This window comes from Pseudonocardia sp. Ae717_Ps2 (genome assembly GCF_001932475.1).
Classification (GTDB): Bacteria; Actinomycetota; Actinomycetes; order Mycobacteriales; family Pseudonocardiaceae; genus Pseudonocardia.
In genome coordinates this window covers 1-16,842 of the sequence record NZ_MCIS01000017.1, presented here as the reverse complement: position 1 = coordinate 16,842, position 16,842 = coordinate 1, and the positions used below count along the sequence as shown (strand labels likewise).

Genomic DNA, 16,842 nt, shown 5'->3' with positions numbered 1-16,842 from the left:
GCCACCGCCACCGGGAGCCGACCCTTCAGCCGCTCCCGATCCGCCTTCCCCAACCCGTTCGGGCCCGCTTTCCCCTTCTCCAGCAACGCCCCCACCACCGGGCCCAACGCCCGACGCACCTCCAACGACGGTGCTCGCCGCGCCATCACCGCCCCGATCCGCTGCTGCAACACCGCCTTATCCAGCGGATGCACCATCGTCAACGGTGTCACCTTCACCGGCCCCGACGACCCCACCAGCAGCCAGCCGCCCTTCACCGCCTTCGACGCATTCGGATCCGGCTTGGGCTTCGGAGGGGGCGGCGGCTGACGCTTCCGCTTCGGTGTCGGGCGCCCCTTCGGCGGGACCTCCCCCACCAACTCACCCACCGCCTCGACCCCGAGCACACACACCGGGCCCGGGAACTCCTGCTGCGCCACCCCCTGCAGATACCCATCCCAGGACCGGCACTTCGTGAACGACGACAACTCCAGCCCCGCCGCCGCAGCGACCTGCGGCACCATCGACACCTCCGGCACCCGATGACACTGCCGCACCCGCAACGACAACCGCGCCACCCCACCAGGCACCATCGCCATCACCACAGCACCCACAGCACCCACAGCCAACTCATGATCAGCACCAGCCACGGTCGCGGTCTTCCGCCCATCGACCAGACGCGTCATCGCCCCCCGACCGAAGATCAACACCGGCGCCGAGTCATCGCCGGTCGCGCCGACAACACCAGAGTCAGCGGCAGAGTCAGCGCTCATCAGGAATACCCCCCAGCCCGTCATCTCACCCGTGAACGACACCGATAATCGCATCCTGACGCTGCCAATACCCACACCAGAACACGGGATCCTCACCGACCCCGCCCCGGTCACAGCCGCGCCCGTGAGCTCTCGTCGTGATCGCAGCCCGCCCCCGGGCGGGCGAGGAACCGGAAGCGGCTCCCGCGGCTCCCGCGTCCACGACAAGAAGCGAGCACCCCGTGGACGCTTCAACGAGAACCGAGCACGACCCCATCACCACCCGACCAGGTGACTGCTTTCACGACACACGACCACCTTCCGGTCACGCACAGTCCGTGATCTACTTCCATTCCGTGACGATCACACTCCCTGAACACGACCAGAGCTCCCCCCGACGCCCCCTGGTTCGACGCATCGTGACCGGGCTGACCACCGCCGGCGCGCTGGCCGCAGCACTGCTCCTCACCCCCGTCGCACCCGCTGCCCACGCCGACACCCCACCGCCAGGACAGCCCTACGGCAACAGCGGATCCAGCCAGTCCACCGTGCGCCCCGGCGGGAACCCCGAATGCCGCCAAGGCGACCCGCTGTGGTGCGAGATCGACGGCGGCTTCATCACCATCCGCTTCTACGAACCCGGCACCTACGAGTTCGAGTTCACCATGAGCGACGCCGACGGCCGCGGCACCTACACCACCCGCCACACCGTCAGCAACAACGGCCACAGCGGCCCCGTCACCATCCAGGTCGTCAGCCCCTACTTCCGCGAAATGGGCTTCAAGATCGACAAATTCAGCTACCGCTGGTGACTGCCCTCCCACGACGGCAGCTCGACCTGACCTGAGCTTGATCTTTAACCTGTGCACTGATCCTTTTCCAACCTGACGTTGGCCCTGGTCGGAAGCTTGAGACGCGACGTCGGAGGCTGGCGGAGTCACCGGCGTGACCTGCATCGACAGGGAACGGGCGGGCCATCGGGCGGCCTTGGAGGACGTCCGCCCACCCCGTCCCAGCCAGGTTGAAAAAGGCTCACTGAGGCTTTTCCAACCTGGCCGCGGAGCGTCTGCAGAGCAGCACCGAAGCCGCTCCGGCAGCACGACGGATAACCGCTGATGCAGGTCAGCCCTCTACCGGCCGTCCCGGTGCGACGGCCCCGGAACGGCCTGACCTGGTCAAACGGCAGGTTGGAAAAGCCTCGCTCAAGATCGAGCTGCTCTACTGGCCCGGCACCACGTTCGCGACCCGCCGCGCCGCCGAGCACGCCTTGATCCGCTACCTCGACGGCTGGTACAACCTGCGCCGGATCCAGGCCCGCCTCGGCGGGCTCTCACCCGGCGAGTACGAAGACAACTATCGTCGCGCCCAGCGCGACGCCGACGGATAACCCGCACTCCGGCGAACCGGGGGAAGCTCAGCTTCACTCGGGCGACCTGCGGAAGTTCCGCCAGCCTTCGTGTTCCGACCACGCGGGAGCTACTTCGGCGAGGACTTTCCCAACACACACTAAAGGATATATGAATGTCAAACGTTTCCTTCTCGAAGGGCAAATTGACCCGTCGGCAGCTGGGGGCGTATTTTGGTGCAGGGGCCATGGCGCTCAGCGCAGGCGCGCTCCACGAAAAGCAGCCGTTGATGGAATTCATGGACGGGCATGTACGGGGCCTGCGATTGATTGTCCCAAACTCACCGGGCAGTGGATACCATATCAATGCCCAGGCCATGGCCGAAGCGCTCGAGAATGCCGATCTGGCTCACGATGTTGAAATTTTCAATGTTATCGGCTCCAGCGGCGTCGAAGGCCTCTATCGCCTCCTCGGTGATACCGGTAATTCTCGACTGCTGATGTCCATGGGGCTAGGCCTCATAGGAGGAGTGATTGCGAATAACGCTGACTCGTCACTGAGTGAGGCCGCTCCTATTGCTCGCCTCACGACAGAGCCTGAGTTGATCCTGGTGTCCGCCAATTCTCCGTACTACAACTTCAGCGATCTATTAAAAGATTGGAAGGACAATCCTTCTGCTGTTGCAGTGGGGGGCGGCTCCTCTCCGGGGGGGCCTGATCACCTGACGCCGATGCTGACCGCTGAATACATCAACCTGAAGCCAAAGCTAGTTCGCTACGTCGCCCACGACGGTAGAGGGCCCCTCCTGAGCGCGCTCCTCGATGGCAAGGTCTCGTTCGCGGCCGCAGGAGCTGGCGAGTTCGCCTACCAGCTCCGCACGGGGGAGCTCCGGGCCCTGGCGGTCATGGCCGACAGCCGCGTGAAGGGATTGGATGTACCCACTGGGCGAGAGTTCGGAGTTAATGTTGAAGTATTAAATTGGCGTGGCGTGCTCGGATCTCCTGGCGTAAGCCTGACAGAGCGATCTGGGCTGGAGCAACTCATATGGCGACTTGCAACCTCTGCTGAATGGAAGACTTATCTCGCCAGTAACAATTGGCAAGATGGGTACCTGTCTCCCTCCCAGTTCCACTCATTTTTGAATGTCGAGCGCTTGCGTGTTCGTCAAGTACTCGGCGAGATTGGAATATTATAACTATAAATTTTACGACCAAGGATGGAGTCTTTTCCGTCGTGTTTGTGCTGCATCTCGTGACGGCGAGTTGCACAACGACCCGAACACCTGCTGCGTGAGCTTCATCGACAGATTCACGGATCTCCGACAGCGAGAACTGCGGCTCGTACACAGCCTTTTCCATCGTGAGTTCGCTGGTCAGCGAACTCACGATGGAAAAGGCTCAGCGTGGACCACAGGTTCTCGGCGAGGGGTCGGCGAATTCAGGCGGTTGAAGCATCTAGCTCAACGAGTTCGGCGAATATCTCGGAGGGCTTCTTCCAGTTGTGGATTTTACGGGGTCGGTCGTTGATGTCGCAAGCCACCATCGCCAGGTATTTCGGGTCCGAGGTGATGTCCGTGCCTTTCGGGAAGTACTCGCGGACGATGCGGTTGAGGTTCTCGTTGCTGCCGCGTTCCCACGGCGAGTGTGGGTGGGCGAGGTACACCGGCATCGAGCCCTTGGTGACGGTGGCGTGGCCGGCCATCTCGGCACCGCAGTCCCAGGTCAGTGAGGCCCGCATGTGCGCGGGCAGACCGCTGGTGGCGGCGATGACCCCACGGCCGACGGTGAGCGCGTCGCGGCCGGTCAGGGGCACGAGGACCAGGAACCGGGAGGTGCGCTCGACCAGCGTGGCGACGGCGGTCTTGCCGTTCTTGCCGATGACCAGGTCACCCTCCCAGTGGCCGGGCACGGCGCGCCCCTGGGCGTCGGCGGGGCGGGCGTCGATGTAGGTCGGGTCCTTGATCCGCGGGGCCGGTGGGGGCTTGGCGCCGCCTCGTCGGGCGGTGCGCCCGGACCGTAGCGCGAGCAGCTCGCGGGCCAGCGTGGACACCGGGGTGGCATAGATCCACTGGTAGATCGCCTCGTGAGACACCCGACAAGCCTCGTCATCGGGGTGCTCGGTCGGCAACCGGCCCGCGATCGAGGCCGGTGACCAGCCACCACGCAACAGAGCATGCACGATCCCGCGCAACCGCGGGTGACGGTCCACCGCGAACTGCTTCGGCCGCTCCCGCGCCGCCAGGGCCCGTTCCTGCGCTGCCGCGGCCCGGTACTCGTAGCGTCCGCCGTGACGACGGACCTCACGAGAGATCACCGACCGATCACGACCCACCACCGAGGCGATCTGCTTGTAGGACAAGCCCTCCGCGAGACCCCTCGAGATCTCCTCCCGATCCGACAACATCAACATCTCACGCACGGAACATCCTGTCCCGCCGAACAACCAAGATCAAGTGCTACGACCGGCTGAACTCGCCCATCGGTGCCCTCGTGATCGGCGCCGTGGTCATCAAGATCGGTGGTAGCTCACTTTCGGATGTGGTTATGCGACGTCTGCGTTTCACCCGTAGCAAGGCGGCCGGCTGGACCGACCGCACCGGCGGGATGGTCACCGACCACCTGCGCCGCCACGACCTTCCCGGCCCGATGGGGCCGATCGTGCCGTTGTCCACCGATGACGGTCGCGGCGGCAAGCAGGGCCTGCTGTGGGACCGCCGCACCGGATGGCTGACCGCGGTGTTGCGGGTCTCCCCGGTCGGGCTGGACCTGGCTGATCCGGGCCAGGCCGACGCCTGGGTCGCGAACTGGGGCGCGTTCCTGGCTGACCTGGGATACCAGCCGATGATCCGCCACGTCGCGGTCACCGTCGACACATCCCCGACCGGGGGTGGGCTCATACCCCACCGCAACCCCACCCATCAGAAATCCCCACAGACCGAATTTCGCCCACGGTAACCGGACACGGCACAACACCGCCGGGACCCGGCCCCGACCATCCGCACCCCGGGCCACATCCCGGGCCGGTCCCAAGCCGGTCCCGTTGCTGGCAGGGCCCCGGCAAAGTCGCGATCGGCAGCAGCGGACGGCGCAGACTGACCGCCGCGCCACACCTACCTGGGGCCAGCTATATCACCACTCTGCGCCGACGCGCCCCGGCTCACTACAAGATCATCTAGCGACTGTGTCGGGGCCCTGCGTTTCCTTCGCCCGGTGCGGGTCAGGACCGCCGGTCTCGGCCGGCCCCCGCGGCGGGCGCCGGCAGCGCCCTCGGCCCTCCAGCACGTGTCGTGCGACCCCGCGCCGTCCAGGCGGCAGCGATGCTGCCCGCCCCGGCCGCGGTAGGTAGAGAAGTGGGTATAGAAAAGGAGCTGGTCCCGGCACCTGCAGAGCGATCATGAAGGGGGCTGCAGGTGCCGGGACCGCCATCACCACGGGGAAGGAAGCCCCGTGGGAGATCCAGGCGCGGCGGAGCCCGCCGCGCCGACCAGCCCTGGACCCAGGCTGTGAGGTCCATAAGGCCTGTGAGTGGGGTCAGTCGTTCCAGACCGGGGGGCAGCTGATCCCCGCGTAAGAGCTCGGCTGCCCGGGGAGCTTGGACTCCTTGGTGTGGTTGACACACCAGTCCTTGACCCAGTTCCAGTCCTTGTTGACCCGCCAGGGCTCATCAGCCATGTCATCGCCGGACATGCCCTGACCACCGGCCGCGCTCCAGCCCCGGTTGTCCACCGGCGCCGTCGGCGCCACTCCCTGACCGGGAGCCTGACCGGTGGGGTCAGCAGCCAGCGCTGTCCCGGCGAGACCGAGCATCGGCGCCGCAGCCAGCGCGGCCACCGCGAGACCACCACCGAAACGACGAGAGACCGTCATCACACACACCATCCTTCCTCGAACACCGCGCAACCAGGCCTGCACAGCGAGATCGCGCGCAAGGGCGAGAAAGCACCGATCCAGGCCACCCAACGCTGGCACATCGAGCGCACCAACGCCTGGCACAACAGCTTCAACCGGCTGCAGCGCTGCTACGAGCGCCGCGAAACCGTCGTCGACGCGTTCTTCGACCTCGCCGACACCATCATCACACTCCGTAGCCTGATCCGGCAGGCCTGGACCACGCACCGCTGGGACAGCCGACCACACCGCCGCCCATGATCATCCATCAATCCGCGCGACCTCTAAATCACGATCACTCTAACGTGGCCATACTTGGAGGTCGGGCCGCCCACTCAGCGACACGCTCCACCGACCGACACCACAGCCCGTCCCCCGACCACTCGCTGCTTGATCTCCTCCCGGGATCTGCTTCGGCGCGACCAGCCCCCTTCCAGACTCACAAGGAAACGGCCTCACACCGTGGACGCTCCTGTTGACCCGTCCCCCAGGAAGTGGTAATCAGCTCATCACGGGACGCCCGGTGGGCACTCGATGGTGGCGCTCGGTGGGCGCGCAGGCCTGCTGAACTCCCCCGGGCGTGTCTCCTGACGGGTTGTTCATCTCCTTCAAGGGGCGTCGATGTCGCCGCACAGCCAGTACGACTCCATCGGAGCCGCCTACGACGCGGTGAAAGAACTCCCCGCCGCCCGCTACGGGGAAATACCCGCTGTCCGGGCGCTCCTCGGAGACCTCACCGGGCAGAAAGTCCTGGACCTCGGCTGCGGAACCGGCCATTACGCACGCCTATGCCGCGACCACGGAGCCCGACACGTCGACGGTGTCGACAACTCCACCACGATGATCACCGAGGCCCGACGCCGGGAACAGCCCTCGGGGCCCTCGGGGTCCTCCCAGGCCTCTCCCGCACCGATCACCTACCACGTCCACGACGCCGCCGAACTCCCCCACCTCGGCACCTACGACGTGGTCCTGGCCGTCTACCTGTTCAACTACGCCCCCGACCGGGCGACGCTGGAGGCCATGCTCACCTCCATCCGAGCGAACTGCCGGCCCGGCACCCGCCTCGTCGCGCTACTCACCGACCCCAGCTCCCCACTGTCACGACCAGGCCTACGCCACTACGGCATCGAATTCGACATCACATCCGATGCCGAATCCGATGCCGGACAGGACTCGACCGGCACCACAGAAATTGTCTTCACAGCGCACTGCGACCCCCCGGTGTCGTTCCGGCTCCACGCACCGCACCCACACCTCATCGACGAATGCCTCCGCACCGCAGGGTTCAGCGAGATCGGATGGGGCCGATGCCCGGTCTCCCCGCAAGGACGGGAACTGTTCGGCGACGCCTACTGGGCCGAGTACCAGCACTCACCACCCTGGATCACCGTCACCGCGATCGCCGGCGTCTGACCAGCCACCATCGACGCACCGGCCGGCGAGGACAGCGACACCCTCACCCAACCCCAACGCCTCGATCAGCAACGACGCATCAGCCCCGTCCACCGCCCGCGCCAGCACGACCCGCGCCGCCGCGGCAGCGACCTGCGGGTCATGACCGGGCTCGGTGCGATACCCCAACGGCACCATCCGCTCGGCCATACTCACCGCCCACCACCCCGAACTCCACCAGCAGCACCAGACACGGTCCCAGACGCGGTCCCAGACGCGGTCCGGGCGGTGGCGCCACCGCGGGTGACCACATGCCGGATCCGCAGCCCCACCAGCAACTTCGGATTCCACGCCCCCCGCACCAACAACTGATGCTGCGACAACCACGCCACCGCCACCGGGAGCCGACCCTTCAGCCGCTCCCGATCCACCTTCTCCAACCCGTTCGGGCCCGCTTTCCCCTTCTCCAGCAACGCCCCCACCACCGGGCCCAACGCCCGCCGCACCTCCAACGACGGTGCTCGCCGCGCCATCACCGCCCCGATCCGCTGCTGCAACACCGCCTTATCCAGCGGATGCACCATCGTCAACGGTGTCACCTTCACCGGCCCCGACGACCCCACCAGCAGCCAGCCGCCCTTCACCGCCTTCGACGCATTCGGATCCGGCTTGGGCTTCGGAGGGGGCGGCGGCTGACGCTTCCGCTTCGGTGTCGGGCGCCCCTTCGGCGGGACCTCCCCCACCAACTCACCCACCGCCTCGACCCCGAGCACACACACCGGGCCCGGGAACTCCTGCTGCGCCACCCCCTGCAGATACCCATCCCAGGACCGGCACTTCGTGAACGACGACAACTCCAGCCCCGCCGCCGCAGCGACCTGCGGCACCATCGACACCTCCGGCACCCGATGACACTGCCGCACCCGCAACGACAACCGCGCCACCCCACCAGGCACCATCGCCATCACCACAGCACCCACAGCACCCACAGCCAACTCATGATCAGCACCAGCCACGGTCGCGGTCTTCCGCCCATCGACCAGACGCGTCATCGCCCCCCGACCGAAGATCAACACCGGCGCCGAGTCATCGCCGGTCGCGCCGACAACACCAGAGTCAGCGGCAGAGTCAGCGCTCATCAGGAATACCCCCCAGCCCGTCATCTCACCCGTGAACGACACCGATAATCGCATCCTGACGCTGCCAATACCCACACCAGAACACGGGATCCTCACCGACCCCGCCCCGGTCACAGCCGCGCCCGTGAGCTCTCGTCGTGATCGCAGCCCGCCCCCGGGCGGGCGAGGAACCGGAAGCGGCTCCCGCGGCTCCCGCGTCCACGACAAGAAGCGAGCACCCCGTGGACGCTTCAACGAGAACCGAGCACGACCCCATCACCACCCGACCAGGTGACTGCTTTCACGACACACGACCACCTTCCGGTCACGCACAGTCCGTGATCTACTTCCATTCCGTGACGATCACACTCCCTGAACACGACCAGAGCTCCCCCCGACGCCCCCTGGTTCGACGCATCGTGACCGGGCTGACCACCGCCGGCGCGCTGGCCGCAGCACTGCTCCTCACCCCCGTCGCACCCGCTGCCCACGCCGACACCCCACCGCCAGGACAGCCCTACGGCAACAGCGGATCCAGCCAGTCCACCGTGCGCCCCGGCGGGAACCCCGAATGCCGCCAAGGCGACCCGCTGTGGTGCGAGATCGACGGCGGCTTCATCACCATCCGCTTCTACGAACCCGGCACCTACGAGTTCGAGTTCACCATGAGCGACGCCGACGGCCGCGGCACCTACACCACCCGCCACACCGTCAGCAACAACGGCCACAGCGGCCCCGTCACCATCCAGGTCGTCAGCCCCTACTTCCGCGAAATGGGCTTCAAGATCGACAAATTCAGCTACCGCTGGTGACTGCCCTCCCACGACGGCAGCTCGACCTGACCTGAGCTTGATCTTTAACCTGTGCACTGATCCTTTTCCAACCTGACGTTGGCCCTGGTCGGAAGCTTGAGACGCGACGTCGGAGGCTGGCGGAGTCACCGGCGTGACCTGCATCGACAGGGAACGGGCGGGCCATCGGGCGGCCTTGGAGGACGTCCGCCCACCCCGTCCCAGCCAGGTTGAAAAAGGCTCACTGAGGCTTTTCCAACCTGGCCGCGGAGCGTCTGCAGAGCAGCACCGAAGCCGCTCCGGCAGCACGACGGATAACCGCTGATGCAGGTCAGCCCTCTACCGGCCGTCCCGGTGCGACGGCCCCGGAACGGCCTGACCTGGTCAAACGGCAGGTTGGAAAAGCCTCGCTCAAGATCGAGCTGCTCTACTGGCCCGGCACCACGTTCGCGACCCGCCGCGCCGCCGAGCACGCCTTGATCCGCTACCTCGACGGCTGGTACAACCTGCGCCGGATCCAGGCCCGCCTCGGAGGGCTCTCACCCGGCGAGTACGAAGACAACTATCGGCGCGCCCAGCGCGACGCCGACAGATAACCCGCACTCCGGCGAACCGGGGGAAGCTCAGCTTCACTCGGGCGACCTGCGGAAGTTCCGCCAGCCTTCGTGTTCCGACCACGCGGGAGCTACTTCGGCGAGGACTTTCCCAACACGCACTAAAGGATATATGAATGTCAAACGTTTCCTTCTCGAAGGGCAAATTGACCCGTCGGCAGCTGGGGGCGTATTTTGGTGCAGGGGCCATGGCGCTCAGCGCGGGCGCACTCCACGAAAAGCAGCCGTTGATGGAATTCATGGACGGGCATGTACGGGGCCTGCGATTGATTGTCCCAAACTCACCGGGCAGTGGATACCATATCAATGCCCAGGCCATGGCCGAAGCGCTCGAGAATGCCGATCTGGCTCACGATGTTGAAATTTTCAATGTTATCGGCTCCAGCGGCGTCGAAGGCCTCTATCGCCTCCTCGGTGATACCGGTAATTCTCGACTGCTGATGTCCATGGGGCTAGGCCTCATAGGAGGAGTGATTGCGAATAACGCTGACTCGTCACTGAGTGAGGCCGCTCCTATTGCTCGCCTCACGACAGAGCCTGAGTTGATCCTGGTGTCCGCCAATTCTCCGTACTACAACTTCAGCGATCTATTAAAAGATTGGAAGGACAATCCTTCTGCTGTTGCAGTGGGGGGCGGCTCCTCTCCGGGGGGGCCTGATCACCTGACGCCGATGCTGACCGCTGAATACATCAACCTGAAGCCAAAGCTAGTTCGCTACGTCGCCCACGACGGTAGAGGGCCCCTCCTGAGCGCGCTCCTCGATGGCAAGGTCTCGTTCGCGGCCGCAGGAGCTGGCGAGTTCGCCTACCAGCTCCGCACGGGGGAGCTCCGGGCCCTGGCGGTCATGGCCGACAGCCGCGTGAAGGGATTGGATGTACCCACTGGGCGAGAGTTCGGAGTTAATGTTGAAGTATTAAATTGGCGTGGCGTACTCGGATCTCCTGGCGTAAGCCTGACAGAGCGATCTGGGCTGGAGCAACTCATATGGCGACTTGCAACCTCTGCTGAATGGAAGACTTATCTCGCCAGTAACAATTGGCAAGATGGGTACCTGTCTCCCTCCCAGTTCCACTCATTTTTGAATGTCGAGCGCTTGCGTGTTCGTCAAGTACTCGGCGAGATTGGAATATTATAACTATAAATTTTACAAACAAGGATGGAGTCTTTTCCGTCGTGTTTGTGCTGCATCTCGTGACGGCGAGTTGCACAACGACCCGAACACCTGCTGCGTGAGCTTCATCGACAGATTCACGGATCTCCGACAGCGAGAACTGCGGCTCGTACACAGCCTTTTCCATCGTGAGTTCGCTGGTCAGCGAACTCACGATGGAAAAGGCTCAGCGTGGACCACAGGTTCTCGGCGAGGGGTCGGCGAATTCAGGCGGTTGAAGCATCTAGCTCAACGAGTTCGGCGAATATCTCGGAGGGCTTCTTCCAGTTGTGGATTTTACGGGGTCGGTCGTTGATGTCGCAAGCCACCATCGCCAGGTATTTCGGGTCCGAGGTGATGTCCGTGCCTTTCGGGAAGTACTCGCGGACGATGCGGTTGAGGTTCTCGTTGCTGCCGCGTTCCCACGGCGAGTGTGGGTGGGCGAGGTACACCGGCATCGAGCCCTTGGTGACGGTGGCGTGGCCGGCCATCTCGGCACCGCAGTCCCAGGTCAGTGAGGCCCGCATGTGCGCGGGCAGACCGCTGGTGGCGGCGATGACCCCACGGCCGACGGTGAGCGCGTCGCGGCCGGTCAGGGGCACGAGGACCAGGAACCGGGAGGTGCGCTCGACCAGCGTGGCGACGGCGGTCTTGCCGTTCTTGCCGATGACCAGGTCACCCTCCCAGTGGCCGGGCACGGCGCGCCCCTGGGCGTCGGCGGGGCGGGCGTCGATGTAGGTCGGGTCCTTGATCCGCGGGGCCGGTGGGGGCTTGGCGCCGCCTCGTCGGGCGGTGCGCCCGGACCGTAGCGCGAGCAGCTCGCGGGCCAGCGTGGACACCGGGGTGGCATAGATCCACTGGTAGATCGCCTCGTGAGACACCCGACAAGCCTCGTCATCGGGGTGCTCGGTCGGCAACCGGCCCGCGATCGAGGCCGGTGACCAGCCACCACGCAACAGAGCATGCACGATCCCGCGCAACCGCGGGTGACGGTCCACCGCGAACTGCTTCGGCCGCTCCCGCGCCGCCAGGGCCCGTTTCCTGCGCTGCCGCGGCCCGGTACTCGTAGCGTCCGCCGTGACGACGGACCTCACGAGAGATCACCGACCGATCACGACCCACCACCGAGGCGATCTGCTTGTAGGACAAGCCCTCCGCGAGACCCCTCGAGATCTCCTCCCGATCCGACAACATCAACATCTCACGCACGGAACATCCTGTCCCGCCGAACAACCAAGATCAAGTGCTACGACCGGCTGAACTCACCGAACGCTACGGATGGGACGTCACCTATACTCTACTTGTAGTCGCCGCAGTAATCACCGCGGCCCTATTCCTTCTAGCAGACAGGACCGAGAACGCGCAATCCGACTGACCGCACCGTCGCACCGAGCCCAGGACACCGAGCGGCCAGCCTAGATGGCATGGAGTCCTGTAAAGAAATGAGGACTGAGTAGTGAGTCTTTTTGATCCGATGGGTCAAGGCGAGAGGTCGGAGAGTCGCGGAGAAGGTTCGGGGCTACTGCGAAGTGATGATCAGGATACGGTTACATTGCGAACTCGGGAGCGTCTCTTAAGAGTCATTAGTGGCCGCTCGAGGCGATTCCGAGTTGTCGCAGTATCGACCGGGTCGATATTATTTATCTTGCTTGCAGTGACAGGACTTCTGGTCATGACAGAAGAAGGTAGAGTCACCGTAGAGGGAAAGGTCGTGGGATTGATGACATCGCCTTCTCGGAAGGTTGTGGACGGCTTCTTCCCTCTCTCTTCCGGTGGCTGCGCAGGGTCTGGAGAATTCAAAGGAGTGCGGGCGGGAGGACTGATTTCCGTGCTGAACTCGAAGAGGCAATTGATAGGCTCCGGGCGACTAAGCGACTCTATCATTGTGGGGAGTTCGTGTCAATTTAGCTTTAAGGTTGATGGCGTTTTGAAAAACAAGGTCTATCGAGTTAGCGTTGCCGGTCGCATGCCGTTGTCCTGGACTGCGGCGGAAGTTGGATCTCCTGGGGGGATTCGAATAGTTCTTGGAGTGTAGCTGGGGCGCAGCCAGGGCCCCGGCAAAGTCGTCAGATGATCTTGTAGGTGGTCAAGGGCCGGTGGGCGTCTCGGGCGTGGTGGCGTAGTCCGGCGGCGATGTTGGTGGTCCCGGTCAGTCGGAGTGCGGCGATCGCGAGGTTGCGCAGGGCGGCCATGACCTGCGGTCCGGCTGCGGTGCGGGTCTGGGAGCGGTCCTCGTCGAAGGAGACGTCCCGGACCCAGTGCAGCCGGTTCTCGATGTTCCAGTGCCCGCGGATCCAGCGGGCCAGCAAGATCGGGTCTGCCTGGAACGCGGTCAGGCTGGTGATCGCGTAGACGGTCACGGTCTTCCACCGTGCGCCCGGACGTAGCGGGCGGCGCCGGCGGATGAGCCGGATGGCCTGGGCGGCGTGTGGGAAGAACTCCCCGCCCCGGTCCGGGCACCGCTGCAGGGAGAGCACGCTGATCGTGCGGGTCTCGACCCGCCCGTGGCCACGGGCCCGCTGCCGGGCGGCCGGCCGGTCATCTTCCAGGGCAGCGCACGCAGCCGGGCCAGCAGCGTGGGCTGGTTAGCCTTGACCGTCATCAGGTAGTGCCCACCGAGCTCGACTGGGCCGGGTTCTGGCGCGGCTTCGACCGGCTGCACCATCTGCGCGATGCGTCCTGGACCAGCGAGGACAAGCTGCGTGGCAAGGCCCACCAGCAGCTCGGCTCGCTCGGGGGCGGAAATCACTTTGTGGAGCTCTGCCTCGACGGCGACGACCGGGTCTGGCTGATGCTGCACTCCGGGTCGCGGGGGATCGGCAACATCCTGGCCAACCTGCACATCGAGAAGGCCAAGGTGCTGCCGCACAACCAGGAGCTGCCCGACCGCGACCTGGCCGTGTTCCTCGCCGGCACCCCCGCAGATGGGACGCCTACCGGGCCGACCTGCACTGGGCGCAGGAGTACGCGCGGCTCAACCGGCGGGTGATGATCGAGCTGTGAGGTTCCCCCGCTTTGCCGGAGTGTCTGAACACTGGTTCGATCTTGAGAGCCAGGAAGGAGGCACTGGTGACTGCACCGAAGAAGTACCCCGATGAGCTGCGTGAACGGGCGGTTCGGCTGTATCGGGAGTCCGACCCTCGCCCGACGTTCCGGACGCTCGCGCAGCAGCTCGGGGTGCATCACGAGGCCCTGCGCAGCTGGGTCCGCCAAGCCGAGGCCGACACCGGCGAGCGCCATGATCGGCCGTCGACCGACATGCTCGCCGAGAACCGCAGGCTGGCGAAGGAAAACGCCGAGCTGCGGCGGGGTCAACGAGGTCCTGCGCGCGGCGAGCGCCTATTTCGCCTCCGAGATCGGCCCGACCCGGAGGTGGTCATGAGCTTCGTCGACGCCCATGGCTTCCCCGCCGGTCTCGTACTACGGGTCCTTGGTGTGCCGGTCTCGACCTACTACGACTGGCGCACCCGCCGCGCGAACCCCCTCTCAGCGCCACCTCGACGACGCCGTGCTCCTCGAACAGATCGTGAAGATCCGCTCGGTCAGCGAGTTCGCCACCGCCTACGGATCCCCGCGGGTCTGGCTCGAGCTGCGCCGCCAAGGCGTGCACGTCGGCCGCAAGCGCGTCGAGCGGATCATGCGCGAGCACGGCCTGCAGGGCGCCCACCTGCGCCGCGGCTGGAAGGGCGGCTCGACCCGGCAGAACCCCGCCCACCGGCCGGCGCCGGACCTGCTCGAACGCGACTTCACCCGCGGCCGCGCCGAACCGGGGTGTGGGTGGCCGATCTGACCCGGATCGTCACCGGCGAGGGCGTGTTGTGGATGGCCTCGGTGGCGTGACGCGTTCTCCAACCGGGTCGTCGGCTGGGCCACCGACTCCCGTGCGACGACCGCGCTGGTGCTCACCGCGCTCAACCACGCCCTGCGCTCGCGGGACCTGCGCCCCGGCCAGTTGATCTTCCACAGCGACAAGGGAGCCCAGTACACAGCGCTGCGGTTCACCCAGCGCCTGGTCGACGCCGGTGTCGCCCCGTCGACCGGGTCCAACGTCGGACATACGGCGCTCGATGCTGTCGCGGTAGACCATGATCAGCCCGCACCCCAGGCGCGCGCCGGATCCGCCGGCGAGCAATCGTCAAGACCTGTGGATGAAGATCTTTTAGGCGGCTTCGGTGTGGGTGTGGTCGTCGGGTCGTTCAACGAGTCGTCCGGCCTCGAAGACTGCTCCGGCGCGGACGAGCGCGACCAGGTGCGGGCCGTTTCACGGCGCGCCAGCGGTCCTGGGCGGCTTCGATGAGTTTGAACGCCATCGCGAGCCCGGCGGTGCGTGAGCCGGGCCCGCGGGTGACGCGGGTGCGGTGGCGGACGGTCGCGAACGTGGACTCGATCGGGTTCGTGGTGCGTAGGTACTGCCAGTGCTCGGCGGGGAAGTCGTAGAAGGCGAGCAACTCATCGAGGGTCGTCACGGACCTTCGCCACGGCCTTGCCGAACTTTGCCCCCGTAGGCGGCGTCGAAGCAGGTCACGGCGTCGAGGGCCTTGTGTTTGTCTTCGACCGTTCCAGATCTCGGTCAGCGCCTTCTTCGCTCCCGGATGCGCCGACTTGGGCAGGGCGGCGAGGACGTTGGCGGTTTTGTGCACCCAGCAGCGCTGCTCACGGGTCTCGGGGAACACCTCCCGTAGCGCGCCCCAGAACCCGAGCGCGCCGTCCCCGACGGCCAGGACGGGGGCGCGCATGCCGCGCCGCGCGCAGTCGCGCAGCAGGTCCGCCCAGGACTCGGTCGCTTCCCGGTAGCCGTCGACGAGGGCGACGAGCTCCTTGTGCCCGTCGGCGCGGACTCCGATGAGCACGAGCAGACACAACTTGTGCTCGGCGAGGCGGATGGTGACGTGGATGCCGTCGGCCCACACGTACACGTAGTCCACCCCGGACAGGTCCCGGTGGGAGAACGCCTGCTGCTCGGTCTTCCAGGTCTCGGTCAGCCTGGTGACCGTCGATGAGGACAGGCCCGCGTTGGAGCCGAGGAACTGCCCCAGCGCGGGCACGAAGTCCCCCGACGAGAGGCCGTGCAGGTAGAGCAGCGGCAGCACCTCGGTGATCTTCGGCGTCCTGCGGCACCAGGACGGCAGGATCGCCGAGGAGAACCGGCGCCGCTCGCCCGTCGCGGGGTCGATCCGGCGGTCGTCGACCCGCGGCGCCCGCACCGCCACCGCGCCCGCGGCTGTCACCACCTCGCGAGGCTCGTGGGAGCCGTTGCGCACCACCAGACGCCGCCCGTGGGCGTCGCGTTCGTTGCTGTGGCGGGTGATGTAGTCGTCGACCTCGGCCTGCAGAGCCTGGGCGAGCATCCGGCGGGCGCCCTCGCGGACGAGCTCGTCGATCAACGCCGGCCCCTCCTGCACACGGGCCTCGTCACCGGATCCGGCCTCGGGAACTACGCTGAGCATGGGTCGTGCCCTTCCGACCAGCGTTGCTGCGCCGGTCTTGCTTGAGAGCCTTCAAGATCACCGGAAGGGTACGGCCCCTCCACAGTCATCCACAGGTCTCAAGCATTGCTCCACTTTCACCGAGCGACAACTGCGGAACCCAGGCCCTGCCGCTGGGTCGAGACGGTGAGACCATCGCAGCCATGCCCCACACAGACACCACGGCACCGGCGGCAGTGCCCGCGGTCGCTCCCTCGACAGCGCCGACGGCGGGTCGGTCGGCGATCTTCCGGATCGGGATCGCACTACTCGAGGTCGACCTCGAGGTCCCGGACCGTCGAGGTCCCCGCCGAGGTCACCCTCGCCGTCCTGCACCAGGTCAT

13 protein-coding genes and 7 pseudogenes are annotated in these 16,842 nt (G+C 65.9%); 13 read left to right on the top strand and 7 right to left on the bottom strand.

Features of this window, described 5'->3' with window-relative positions; all coding sequences use genetic code 11:
* Nucleotides 1–827: pseudogene (locus tag Ae717Ps2_RS33415) on the bottom strand (hypothetical protein); the annotation flags it as partial.
* A 323-nt stretch (nt 828–1,150) separates the two neighbouring features.
* Between Ae717Ps2_RS33415 and Ae717Ps2_RS33410 the strand changes: the two are divergent.
* From Ae717Ps2_RS33410 to Ae717Ps2_RS33400, 3 genes are all read left to right on the top strand, one after another.
* On the top strand, nt 1,151–1,543 hold the full coding sequence (locus Ae717Ps2_RS33410; RefSeq protein WP_075334857.1) for a hypothetical protein: 393 nt from the start codon (nt 1,151–1,153) through the stop codon (nt 1,541–1,543).
* Nucleotides 1,544–1,782: 239 nt separating this feature from the next.
* Nucleotides 1,783–2,118, top strand: coding sequence for an IS3 family transposase (locus Ae717Ps2_RS40760; RefSeq protein ID WP_083702725.1), 336 nt, complete (start codon nt 1,783–1,785; stop codon nt 2,116–2,118).
* 134 nt (nt 2,119–2,252) lie between these two features.
* Entirely contained in the window at nt 2,253–3,272 is a 1,020-nt protein-coding gene (locus Ae717Ps2_RS33400) for a tripartite tricarboxylate transporter substrate binding protein (protein WP_083702612.1), read from the top strand.
* A 242-nt stretch (nt 3,273–3,514) separates the two neighbouring features.
* Here the strand turns inward: Ae717Ps2_RS33400 and Ae717Ps2_RS33395 are convergent, their stop codons facing one another.
* Nucleotides 3,515–4,486 carry an IS30 family transposase gene (locus tag Ae717Ps2_RS33395; protein WP_075313287.1) on the bottom strand — a complete coding sequence of 324 codons (972 nt, stop codon included), beginning with the start codon at nt 4,484–4,486 and terminating at the stop codon, nt 3,515–3,517.
* A 14-nt stretch (nt 4,487–4,500) separates the two neighbouring features.
* On the opposite strand from Ae717Ps2_RS33395, the gene Ae717Ps2_RS33390 reads away from it, so the two are divergent.
* From Ae717Ps2_RS33390 to Ae717Ps2_RS33380, 3 genes and pseudogenes are all read left to right on the top strand, one after another.
* Complete coding sequence (locus Ae717Ps2_RS33390; protein ID WP_369804895.1) at nt 4,501–5,031, top strand: SCO6880 family protein; 531 nt, start codon at nt 4,501–4,503, stop codon at nt 5,029–5,031.
* 948 nt (nt 5,032–5,979) lie between these two features.
* Nucleotides 5,980–6,225: pseudogene (locus Ae717Ps2_RS33385) on the top strand (IS5/IS1182 family transposase); the annotation flags it as partial.
* Between the two features lie 360 nt (nt 6,226–6,585).
* Nucleotides 6,586–7,380, top strand: coding sequence for a class I SAM-dependent methyltransferase (locus Ae717Ps2_RS33380; protein WP_075334859.1), 795 nt, complete (start codon nt 6,586–6,588; stop codon nt 7,378–7,380).
* Nucleotides 7,381–7,571: 191 nt separating this feature from the next.
* On the opposite strand, the gene Ae717Ps2_RS37825 is transcribed toward Ae717Ps2_RS33380, so the two are convergent.
* Nucleotides 7,572–8,540, bottom strand: coding sequence for a hypothetical protein (locus Ae717Ps2_RS37825; RefSeq protein ID WP_158071629.1), 969 nt, complete (start codon nt 8,538–8,540; stop codon nt 7,572–7,574).
* A gap of 356 nt (nt 8,541–8,896) precedes the next feature.
* On the opposite strand from Ae717Ps2_RS37825, the gene Ae717Ps2_RS33365 reads away from it, so the two are divergent.
* From Ae717Ps2_RS33365 to Ae717Ps2_RS33355, 3 genes are all read left to right on the top strand, one after another.
* The gene (locus Ae717Ps2_RS33365; protein WP_075334857.1) at nt 8,897–9,289 is read left to right on the top strand and encodes a hypothetical protein; all 393 of its coding nucleotides are present in this window, start codon (nt 8,897–8,899) and stop codon (nt 9,287–9,289) included.
* A 239-nt stretch (nt 9,290–9,528) separates the two neighbouring features.
* Entirely contained in the window at nt 9,529–9,864 is a 336-nt protein-coding gene (locus Ae717Ps2_RS40755) for an IS3 family transposase (protein ID WP_143510927.1), read from the top strand.
* Nucleotides 9,865–9,998: 134 nt separating this feature from the next.
* Nucleotides 9,999–11,018, top strand: coding sequence for a tripartite tricarboxylate transporter substrate binding protein (locus tag Ae717Ps2_RS33355; RefSeq protein ID WP_083702612.1), 1,020 nt, complete (start codon nt 9,999–10,001; stop codon nt 11,016–11,018).
* 242 nt (nt 11,019–11,260) lie between these two features.
* Here the strand turns inward: Ae717Ps2_RS33355 and Ae717Ps2_RS33350 are convergent, their stop codons facing one another.
* The 3 genes and pseudogenes from Ae717Ps2_RS33350 to Ae717Ps2_RS33345 all read right to left on the bottom strand — a co-directional run bounded on the left by Ae717Ps2_RS33350 (nt 11,261) and on the right by Ae717Ps2_RS33345 (nt 13,582).
* A complete protein-coding gene (locus Ae717Ps2_RS33350; protein ID WP_143510923.1) occupies nt 11,261–12,127 on the bottom strand; it encodes an IS30 family transposase in 867 nt (288 codons plus the stop codon).
* A 40-nt stretch (nt 12,128–12,167) separates the two neighbouring features.
* Nucleotides 12,168–12,227, bottom strand: a pseudogene (locus Ae717Ps2_RS40750) (hypothetical protein); the annotation flags it as partial.
* 872 nt (nt 12,228–13,099) lie between these two features.
* Entirely contained in the window at nt 13,100–13,582 is a 483-nt protein-coding gene (locus Ae717Ps2_RS33345) for an ISAs1 family transposase (RefSeq protein WP_083702721.1), read from the bottom strand.
* A 74-nt stretch (nt 13,583–13,656) separates the two neighbouring features.
* Here Ae717Ps2_RS33345 and Ae717Ps2_RS33340 point away from each other — a divergent pair.
* The 4 genes and pseudogenes from Ae717Ps2_RS33340 to Ae717Ps2_RS40740 form a co-directional block, all read left to right on the top strand.
* Nucleotides 13,657–14,033 (top strand): annotated as a pseudogene (locus tag Ae717Ps2_RS33340) (RtcB family protein); the annotation flags it as partial.
* Between the two features lie 69 nt (nt 14,034–14,102).
* A pseudogene (locus Ae717Ps2_RS40745) lies at nt 14,103–14,318 on the top strand (transposase); the annotation flags it as partial.
* Between the two features lie 223 nt (nt 14,319–14,541).
* Complete coding sequence (locus tag Ae717Ps2_RS36960; RefSeq protein WP_158071628.1) at nt 14,542–14,823, top strand: IS3 family transposase; 282 nt, start codon at nt 14,542–14,544, stop codon at nt 14,821–14,823.
* Nucleotides 14,824–14,883: 60 nt separating this feature from the next.
* Nucleotides 14,884–15,063: pseudogene (locus Ae717Ps2_RS40740) on the top strand (DDE-type integrase/transposase/recombinase); the annotation flags it as partial.
* Between the two features lie 129 nt (nt 15,064–15,192).
* Here the strand turns inward: Ae717Ps2_RS40740 and Ae717Ps2_RS33325 are convergent.
* A pseudogene (locus Ae717Ps2_RS33325) lies at nt 15,193–16,435 on the bottom strand (IS256 family transposase).
* Nucleotides 16,436–16,842: the final 407 nt, after the last annotated feature.